The organism is Oribacterium sp. NK2B42 (assembly GCF_000424445.1).
Taxonomy (GTDB): Bacteria; Bacillota; Clostridia; order Lachnospirales; family Lachnospiraceae; genus Oribacterium.
Genome location: NZ_AUJX01000070.1, coordinates 1 through 9,869 on the forward strand (window position 1 = coordinate 1; position 9,869 = coordinate 9,869).

At 41.1% G+C, this 9,869-nt stretch carries 5 protein-coding genes; 2 read left to right on the top strand and 3 right to left on the bottom strand.

Annotated features, from left to right (window positions below; genetic code table 11):
- Positions 1 to 321: 321 nt before the first annotated feature.
- A complete protein-coding gene (locus G625_RS21530; protein WP_029201580.1) occupies positions 322 to 1,776 on the bottom strand; it encodes an AAA family ATPase in 1,455 nt (484 codons plus the stop codon).
- 377 nt (positions 1,777 to 2,153) lie between these two features.
- Between G625_RS21530 and G625_RS20085 the strand changes: the two genes are divergently transcribed.
- Positions 2,154 to 6,980 (top strand): SNF2-related protein, encoded by a 4,827-nt coding sequence (locus tag G625_RS20085; RefSeq protein WP_049895920.1) that lies wholly within the window; start codon positions 2,154 to 2,156, stop codon positions 6,978 to 6,980.
- A gap of 277 nt (positions 6,981 to 7,257) precedes the next feature.
- Here the strand turns inward: G625_RS20085 and G625_RS0113850 are convergent, their stop codons facing one another.
- Both G625_RS0113850 and iscB read right to left on the bottom strand, forming a co-directional pair.
- Positions 7,258 to 7,509 carry a hypothetical protein gene (locus G625_RS0113850; protein WP_029201581.1) on the bottom strand — a complete coding sequence of 84 codons (252 nt, stop codon included), beginning with the start codon at positions 7,507 to 7,509 and terminating at the stop codon, positions 7,258 to 7,260.
- 60 nt (positions 7,510 to 7,569) lie between these two features.
- The gene (gene iscB / locus G625_RS0113855) at positions 7,570 to 8,808 is read right to left on the bottom strand and encodes an RNA-guided endonuclease IscB (RefSeq protein WP_029201582.1); all 1,239 of its coding nucleotides are present in this window, start codon (positions 8,806 to 8,808) and stop codon (positions 7,570 to 7,572) included.
- 768 nt (positions 8,809 to 9,576) lie between these two features.
- Between iscB and G625_RS0113860 the strand changes: the two genes are divergently transcribed.
- On the top strand, positions 9,577 to 9,869 hold a 293-nt coding region (locus G625_RS0113860; protein WP_029201583.1), incomplete at its 3' end, for a helix-turn-helix domain-containing protein.

The following is a 9,869-nucleotide window of genomic DNA, read 5'->3' on the forward strand; positions in this document are numbered from 1 at the left end:
ATTCGTCAAAATGACGGTGGATAAGGAGATTAAAATCCGTCCGAAAAAAGTAGACCATCCACAAAAACACCGGTTTATGATGCATAAAAAGAAAAAAAGTACTGTGAAATAGCGAGAATTATCCACAACTGTATTTTTATGACTGCATTCATAAAATGAGAATTCAGATATCCACAGATGCCGTATGAAAAGTCAGCTGAAATTTCGGCATCTTTTTTTGCAGAGGGTGGGGGTCAAAGAATTAAGCCTAATGAAATCGTTGATGGGGTGGGCAAAAAAAGTGCCGACCAAGGAATTTATAATCCAGGGTCGGCTGAACTGTTACGCTTCTTTTCCGAAATCATTGGTGCCACCGCGGTTATTATTTGCAAGAATGTATGCTTCGTCTATGAACAGGATACCTCCGAGTGCTTTCTGCACTATGTCTTTTGTTTTTATAGCAGTTTGTCCGACATATCCGCCTATTAACCCTTCTGCATCGGTTTCAATGAAATGCCCCTTGGGTAGTATCTCCATCTCACGGTAGATCGCAGCTATCAGTCTTGCTATTGTGGTCTTTCCTGTTCCGGGATTTCCGGTGAATATCATGTGCATAGTGGGTGAAAGAACATTAAGGCCTCTTGTTTTACGAAGCTTGTTCATTTTTGCAAGGTTCATTGTGAATTTTACAGTCTCCTTCACGGATTTGAGTCCGGGCAGGCTGTCAAGTTCCGATATTAGCTCAGATAATGTCTTATCTTTATATGGATATTCTTCCTGTGCAGTCGCTTTGCTTTCTGTCATGTTCTTCTTGGCCGTTTCTATATACTCTTCTTCGTTACCCGTAGTAAACTCAGGAAAATCATCATCTGATGAATAGTCATAATCACATGATAGTGACTGGCATTTATCTTCCCATTCAGTCTCAGTTAAATGTCTCCATTCCTCTCTAAGCTTCAGATGCTCTCCTTCATTTTCCTTGCTTTCTACTCCATCTTTTGTATCGGGAGAACAGTAATTATCAGGAGGTGTTGCACCAAGGGATATGTATGAAAGGTATTCTTCTTTTTCCGAATCTGTAATGGTGTTACTGAGAAATTTTGTATGAAGGTTTACAAAGTATTTCATGGTTTCAGCATCAAATACACCCGTTTTTATCGAAGTGCTTGTATCCATACCATACAGGCAGTTTTCTTCCATAAGCTCCAGTATCTTGAGAGATTCATCATAACTTCCGCCAATGATAAACCCCGGCACCTGTGGCAGATACGGAACTGAAATATCATAAAGTCTGTTATCGATGTTTTCCTCTAAAACTGATGCAACTGTATTCAGATAATCCATTCTCTTTATGATTTTATTGATATTATCCTTTTCACCAGCTTCAAATGCCGAAAAGCGATTCCCTATCATTGCAAAAATCTCAAGTGCCTTCCAGGAACGGTAATGTGTCCTTTCTACCTTCTGGTCATCATAGTCTGTCATTGACCCGTAGCGGAGATCCAAAGACACCAAGCTCTCAAAGTAGAATGGCGGTGCATCGCATGCATATTTTCGGCTCATCTGCATTATGGTGCGGAACTGACCGCTTTCGTATTCGTTACCGGTGACGCTGTTGATGAATTCCATTTCTTTGTCTGAAAGCATATTGTCATCAGATGAGATGCTTACAAGGAATTCTGTGAGGGCAGTTTGAAACTGGTTCATCAATGTGTCGGCGCCTCCTAAAAGAACGCTCATGCTCTTGATGGAATCAATATATTCTACAAATCTTTCTTCTGCTTTTCTGTCTAACATACCTACCTCCTAAAAAATCTTTTCTTTTACCTGAATTATGGGAGGGATTTTGAGGGAGATTTGGTTGCTGATAGAATTTTTTAAAAATATTCTCGATTTTTTTGATTTGATGATTTATTTCAAACAATTCTATATATCTTATTCTTTATCTCCAATTTCCCTTTCCATAATTGATTTGTAACTAATCACACAAGTAATTTGGCGAAGAACAGAACTGAAAAGCCTAAAAGCATTCGAATGTATTCTGAAAGCCGGTTACTTGTCTTTTTTATTGGCAAAAAAGTTGCCAGAAAGGACAAATATGAAAACTTTGTCTAAATTAAGAAACCAGTGCAGTTCAAGTATCAGAAAGGACATTATGTCCGAAGGAGGTGTCTATGAACTGCGCGTTTGACCAGTTATCCTTGTTTGATCTATTGAATATGGGTTCAGAAGAAACAGAGACAGTAACCTCACCTGATAAGCATACCGAGGAAGTGGCAGCGACAAACTATGTCATCACTGATGATACAAATGCCGTAGGTACTCCTAGTGAACGTTACAAGTTCAATATAGAGGCCATCACACTTCTTAAAAAACTTGAAGACGAGGGACGAAATGCCACAAAGGAGGAAAAGGATGTCCTCGCAAGATATGTTGGATGGGGAGGTCTTGATAAGGCTTTTACAGATGAAAGAGATGCAGAACTTAGAAATCTTCTTACCGAAGATGAGTATAGTTCAGCAAGGGCATCGGTAAACAATAGCCATTTCACAGATCCCGTCATTCCAAGGGCTATTTATAAGTGCCTTGAAAGAATGGGCTTCGTAAAGGGAAACATACTTGAACCATCGATGGGCGTGGGTGTGTACTTTGGTACATTGCCTAAGTCCATGGAGGAATCAATGCTTTACGGTGTGGAGATTGATTCAATCACCGGAAGAATTGCTAAAAAGCTCTATCCTAGGGCAAACATTTCAGTTATGGGGTTTGAGAAGACATCGTTCTCCGATAACTTCTTTGATATGGCAATTGGAAACGTTCCCTTTGGAGAATATACGGTATCTGACAAGGCTTATGACAAGCACCATTTCCTGATCCATGACTACTTTATCGCTAAAGCAATAGATAAAGTAAGGCCGGGTGGATTGATATGTTTTATTACTTCCACCGGAACAATGGATAAGAAAACAACGAATGTACGTAAGTACATCTCGCAGAGGGCAAGCTTGTTAGGGGCTGTCAGGCTTCCTAATAATGCTTTCAGTAATGCTGGAACACAGGTAGCAACAGACATACTCATGTTCCAGAAAAAAGAGTCTTTGGACTTTCTCACTGAGGAACCATGGGTAGAAACAGAGGACCTTGGCGATAATGTAAGCGTAAACTCTTATTTTACAGATCATCCGGAAATGGTACTCGGTGGTATGGAGAAAGTTACAGGACCGTTTGGAATGAGGCTAACAGTTAAGCCCAACATGGCAGTTTCTCTCAGTGAACAGCTTGAAAATGCCCTTTCTCTTATAGAGGGTACATATAAAGCGTCCGAAGTAGAGGTTAGTTTTGATGAAGGGGAATCCGTAAATAAGCTTATTCCAGCAACCCCCGATGTCAGAAACTACACCTACACAGTAGTCAAAGGGGAAATCTATTACAGACAGGACTCGGTTATGTTCCCTGTAAAAATAAGGGGTGATAAAAACCGTGTTCTTAAGCTTATAGAACTCCGCGATTCCGTACTTGATTGCATCAAGGCCCAGCAGAATGACTGTACGGACGAGGAGCTTCATAGACTACAGAACAGGATGAGGGATTTGTATAACCGCTTCACCAAAAAATACAATCTCATCAATAAAAGAGGAAACTCCATAGCTTTTTCGGAGGACTCTTCTTACTATCTCCTTTGTTCATTGGAGTTATTCGATGAAGAAGGTGAGTTCTGCGGGCTGTCCGATATGTTCACAAAAAGGACTATCCGCAGTCACAAGAAAGTATCTTCTGTAGAAACTGCAAAAGATGCCCTTATAGCATCAATGCAGGAATACGGATACATCAACTTCTCGTATATGTCTGATATTTATAAGAAAGATATTGATACAATCATCGGTGAGTTAAAGGATGACATCATCTTAAATCCAGAGGATAGTTCCTATGAACTTATAGATGATTACCTTACAGGAGATATACGAAAAAAGCTGTTTCTTGCAAAAGATGCAGCTAAAGAGAATCCGGTATTTGAAAGAAATGTGGAGCTTCTTGAAAAGACGATTCCTCCACGGCTTGAAGCCACAGACATTACAGTACGATTGGGAGCCACATGGGTTCCGACGGAATATTACGAGCAGTTCATGCATGAACTGTTTGAGACCACACGGCATGACAGAGATGTATTTACTGTTAAATACAGTGCTTGCAACTCGGTTTATGCGGTCACAAACAAGGATTCATGGTATGCCAATGATAATGTTAAGGCCAATAATGATTACGGCACACCTAAGATAAATGGTTTCCGTTTGTTTGAAATGTGTCTGAATTTGAAGGACGCCAAGGTAACTGAAAATGTTCCTGATGGATCCGGCGGTGAGAAAACCATTGTTAACCGTGACGAAACCATGGTGGCTCAGCAGAAGCAGGATGCTATCAAGATGGCCTGGGATAACTGGGTATATGAGGACATGGACCGGAGAGAACATCTTGTTGATATTTACAATGCAAGATTCAACTCCACCGTTCCCCGCACATATAACGGAGACAACCTTGTGTTCCCCGGAATGTGTCCCGAATTCAAACTAAGAAAGCATCAGCTCGATGCCGTGGCAAGAATAGTCTATGGCGGTAATACTCTACTGGCTCATGCAGTCGGTGCAGGCAAGACAGCCGAATCAATTGCGGCAGCCATGGAGCTTAGAAGGCTCGGCATATCGAACAAGATCATGTTTGTTGTACCGAATCATCTTATCCGTCAGTGGACCTCGGAATTTTTGAGGGTCTATCCTTCAGCAAAGCTCCTTGCCACAAGGGAAAAGGATTTTAAGAAGAATAACCGGAAGAAGTTTGTGTCTAAGATTGCCACCGGTGATTGGGATGCAATCATAATCGGACATTCACAATTTGAAAGAATCCCTCTCTCCACGGACACAGAGAGACGATATATCCGTGAGCGGATAAACGAGGTTAGTGAATCCCTGCATGAAATAGATCCAAGATATGGTTCAAGAAGGGGAAAATCCAAGGATTTCTCAGTAAAACAGCTTGAAACCATGAAGAAAAAGCTCGAAGTAAAACTTGATGAGCTTAACAACAGGGCTATAAAGGATTCGGTTGTGTATTTTGAGGAGCTTGGTATCGACCATCTTGTGGTTGATGAAAGCCATGAGTTTAAAAACCTTATGGTAGTCACAAAGCTCTCAAATATAGGCAACGTAAAGTCCAACGCTTCACAGAAGTGTACAGATATGGAAATGAAGGTACGCTACGTAAGCGAAACTGTGGGAAGTGGTCATGGAATCACATTCCTTACAGGAACACCGGTAGCAAACTCGATATCCGAGCTGTACATCAACATGAGGTATCTCATGAAAGAGCGGCTTCGGGACCTGGGGCTTTTGAATTTTGATGCATGGGCATCAACCTTCGGGGAAATACAGACATCAGTGGAACTTGCTCCTGAAGGAACAAAGTACCAGGCAAAATCGAGATTCAGTAAGTTCTATAATTTACCGGAGCTTATGAGTCTCTTTAAGGAAATCGCAGACATCAAGCTTGCTGAAGACCTTAAACTGCCGGTGCCTGACAAGGAAGAACATAATATAGTGTGCGAACCCACACGTTTTCAGAAGGAATATGTTGAATCGCTGTCAGAACGCGCAGACCGTGTGCGTGCCGGCGGCGTGGATTCTCAGGAAGATAACATGCTGAAGATAACTACCGATGGACGTAAATGTGCATTGGATCAGCGAATAATAGACCAGTCTCTCCCAGACGAAAACGGCAGCAAGGTAAACACATTAGTGGAAACTGTGTATCAGATCTACAAGGAAACTGAGGCACAGAGACTTACGCAGATGATATTCTGTGACTATGCAACACCAAAGAAAGACAGCGTTGGCTTTAATATCTATGAAGATATAAGGCAGAAGCTTGTAAAAAGGGGTGTTCCGGAGGAAGAGATAAAATTCGTCCACGAAGCAAACACGGATATCAGAAAGGAGGAGCTGTTTAAAAAGGTAAGACTTGGAGCAGTTCGCGTCCTCCTTGCCAGTACAAAGAAAGCCGATACGGGTACCAACGTACAGGACAGGCTTATCGCAATGCATTTATTCGATTGTCCCTGGAGGCCGGCAGATCTTGAGCAGAGAATCGGGCGTATCGTCCGTCAGGGCAACCTCAATGAGAAGGTGCACATTTACACCTATGTAACTAAGGGCACCTTTGATGCTTACAACTGGCAGTTGGTTGAGCAAAAGCAGAAATTTATAGGTCAGATAATGACCAGTAAATCTCCTGCAAGAGCTGTCGAGGATATCGACCAGACAGCACTAAGCTACGCTGAAATAAAGGCTCTGGCCTGCCAGAACCCTCTGTTTAAGGAAAAGATGGAAGTTGACGTTAAGGTTAAGAAGTTAACTCTTCTTCAGAACCAGTTTAGATCCTCCAAGTATTCACTTGAGAAAAAGCTGGCTCACGAATATCCTGATTCACTTAATCGACTTGCAAAGAGAAAGTACCTTCTTAAAAAAGATATCGAGATCATGGAGTTATTTGCTAACGACTTATCTGAAATTGAAATCGAAGGGGTTTCTTTCACAGAAGAAAAGGCATGTGGTAAAGCAATATGTGATGCAGTTGACAGGATGAGGGCATCCAAGAACAACCTCGACAGAAAGATAGGTACTTTCAGAGGTTTGGATCTTGTACTCCGCTATTCCATGTTCGGAAGCGGATACCTTATCGTTTTGTCCGGAATGTCTACCAATACGGTAGATGCATCGGCTATACCGTCACTTAACGTTAAGAGAATCCTTGAGTTTGAACAGAACATGAGGAATTCCCTTGTGAGCGTTGTTGGAGCCCTTGAGAACGCCGTTCAGCAGATAGCTACTGCAAAGGTTTCTGTAGAGAAACCATTCGAACATGAACTTGAACTCGTAACACTCAAAAAGCGTCAGGCAGAAATAGATGCAGCACTGCATTTAGGATCTGACCTTACAAACAAAGCAGTTTAATAAAGAGAAATGACGAAATGGAGAAATTTATCGCGGAGTTTGCCAAGGATAAAAACCTTGAATATAATGAAGCGGTGTACTAATCCTATTTTAAAGCTGTGGTTTCCACAGCTTTTTTTGTATCAAAAAAACAGCCCATTCGGACTGTTTTAAAGACTTTTAGAGTCAGAACATCTCCGGATGTTCCTCATTAAAGCTATAGTATTTCCTATTACCTATCACAAGATTTACTCTTTTAAGAGTATATGAGGGGAAAAATACATTATTAAAAATGAGCTCATGATTGCTTACTTAAAGCGTACCTGGCAGATCTTGCATACAGATCACGCTGGTCATCCTCAATACCAATAACGTCCATGGCTTTTTCAACATCCCAGTTCTGATTTTTCATAACGTTAAGTAGAATCTTCAAGGTGTTTTCATTTTCACTTAATTTTCTTTCCTGCTCAATAACTGCACACACGGTTTCCACTCCCTTCGTAGTTTCTTTCAATTCTCTAGTTTTTCTCGCCAAATTGTCGTAATACATGTCATATAATTCCCTTCCGTATTCGAGGCGGGAAACCCACAGGCTGTGGGATGAACGCCTTTATCCGGTTTTTTTCTGTTCTATAAGATAGTTGCCACGTATATCCAAAAGTCTGAGGTTTTTATATCCCACGGATGCATTTATATGTGTTCCGTCCAACAGTCTTATATCCATACGTCCCGTTGAGCGCCTTCCAAAGATAAAACATACCTGGTTCTTCCATAGCACCTTGTCGTACAGTCTGAACCCTTTTACCTCGTAGGGTGCCTGATTTCTCTTTCGGATACCACCTTTGTTGATGGTGCATTTGTGAATCTGCCTGTTGTGGCAACGGACCTTTTTGTAATAATATACAGTTCCGTCACCTACAGCTTTGGGGTTTCCGCTTATGCACCGGGCATCTACGTGGTGGTCTTTCGGGAGACCATTTTCTATGCGGATGTTTTTGGTTATATACCCGTAGGTATTCTTTACGCTTGGATATATAACTTTAAGTTTCTCGTAAACCGCCCATCGCATTATTCCCATGAACGCAGCATCCCTGAAACTCATGCCTCTGTGTATCGTCTTTGGGAGTTTTACCGTTCCTTTATGATACCCTTTATGGCAGGTCTCACATAATGTGATAAGGTTATTTGGTGCATCACCGCCTGCTTTACGGCTTTCTATATGGTGTACGTTGAGAATCTTGTCCTTAGATCTGCCTTTACAACACTGACAAATATGACCGTCACGGAATAAGACATACTCACGGACATTCCAAAAGTCTGTCTGATCGCCATGCTGATAGCCCGTACCACTGATGTCAGGATTTTTTATCTTCTGTATGTCGAATGATGCTGTCTCAACAACGATATCCGTGACAGGAAGTATTTTATGTACTTTTGCTATCATCGTTACATGAGAGTCTGCTTTCTGCTTTACAGAAGGTGCTATCCATCCGTCCAATCGTCTTCTGTTATCGAACCTAGTCTTACGGTAGCGTGTCTTTCGGTTACGCCTTGAACGTCTCAGTTCCCTGCGGGCAGAAATCAGGTCAACGATATCGTTACGGAGCTCCACGTTGGCTTCAAATAAAACCTTATCCTTTATGGTCGCAGAGATGCCGATATGCCTACTCCCGCTGTCAATACCTAATGTTATCTTCTGTGTATGGTTAGTGCTACAATACATCAGCTGTATAGTAAACGGACACTTTTTAATAACCCTCGCTTTACCTTGTTTTAGAAGAACGCGCACTTTGGCATAGTTTTCTGTAGGCATTAAAGGCTGTCCGTTTTTATTGAGTACGTAAACCATTACGCATCCCCCTTTCTGAAATCCACAAAGAATTTAATTACTCGCCCCAAAGGGCGGTAGATGTACCATCGCCAATGTTAATGAGAGGTTTTTTGTCTGCATCACTGTTCCTATACCTCAGAACTGTTTAAACACAGACCTCAGAGCTACAGACTTGGTACTACATCCGTAGGTGACTATATATTCTCTATTAACGTAGCCCATAAAGGACTTAGGCTACTCACCAAGGGTTACGGCTTAACCGCAACCCCACGGGCTTGCCCGTGGGTATTAGTGAGCGATTATCCTAAATTCAGCAATTATTTTTAAATCTTCAGCATGTATCTGTTCTGCGATCTAAGTACAATTATACCATCTTTATTAGCCAAGATTATTATTAACTCCTTTTTGGTCATACCAGATAGGGAAAAATCTACCTATCAAATTTATAGCAGCACAATAGTTCTGTTTTTATCAATAATTAGCTACCACATTTCACATTTTTTCACAAATAGTTTTCATTTTATTAAGTCTTCTTTCTTAGAGTTTTAATGAGTTCTCCAATCCAATTTAACTATCTTTTCTCAATTATATCTTCCACCGCTCTTACGTTTCCATCGGTATTGTAGGTTAAATCATTCTAAGAAAAAATCCCACCTGCATTTCTGCAGATTAGATTTTGACTTGTGGTTACGCGTAAGGATTAACTAGTACAACATTCATTAAATAACTGAAACTGATAATTATCTTTGGTATAATAGATACATCAAGGAAAAAGAGGTATCTATTATGTCAGGAAAACCAATTGCGATAACACTTAAGGATGGCGATTATGATTACCTTCGATCATTAATCAAACAACGTACAATACAGGCTCAAGTAGTGATTCGTGCACACATATTGCTGGATAGGGCTAACGGCGTTTCTATCCGTGATATTGCAAAAATATACGACATAAGTACTGCAACAGTACAACTTTGCGTATCTAAGTATCTTAGCGGTGGTACGGATTGCGCACTTTTTGATAATCAACGTAAAGGTCGTCCTGTAGAGATCACTGATGATGCAGTTGCATGGATTAT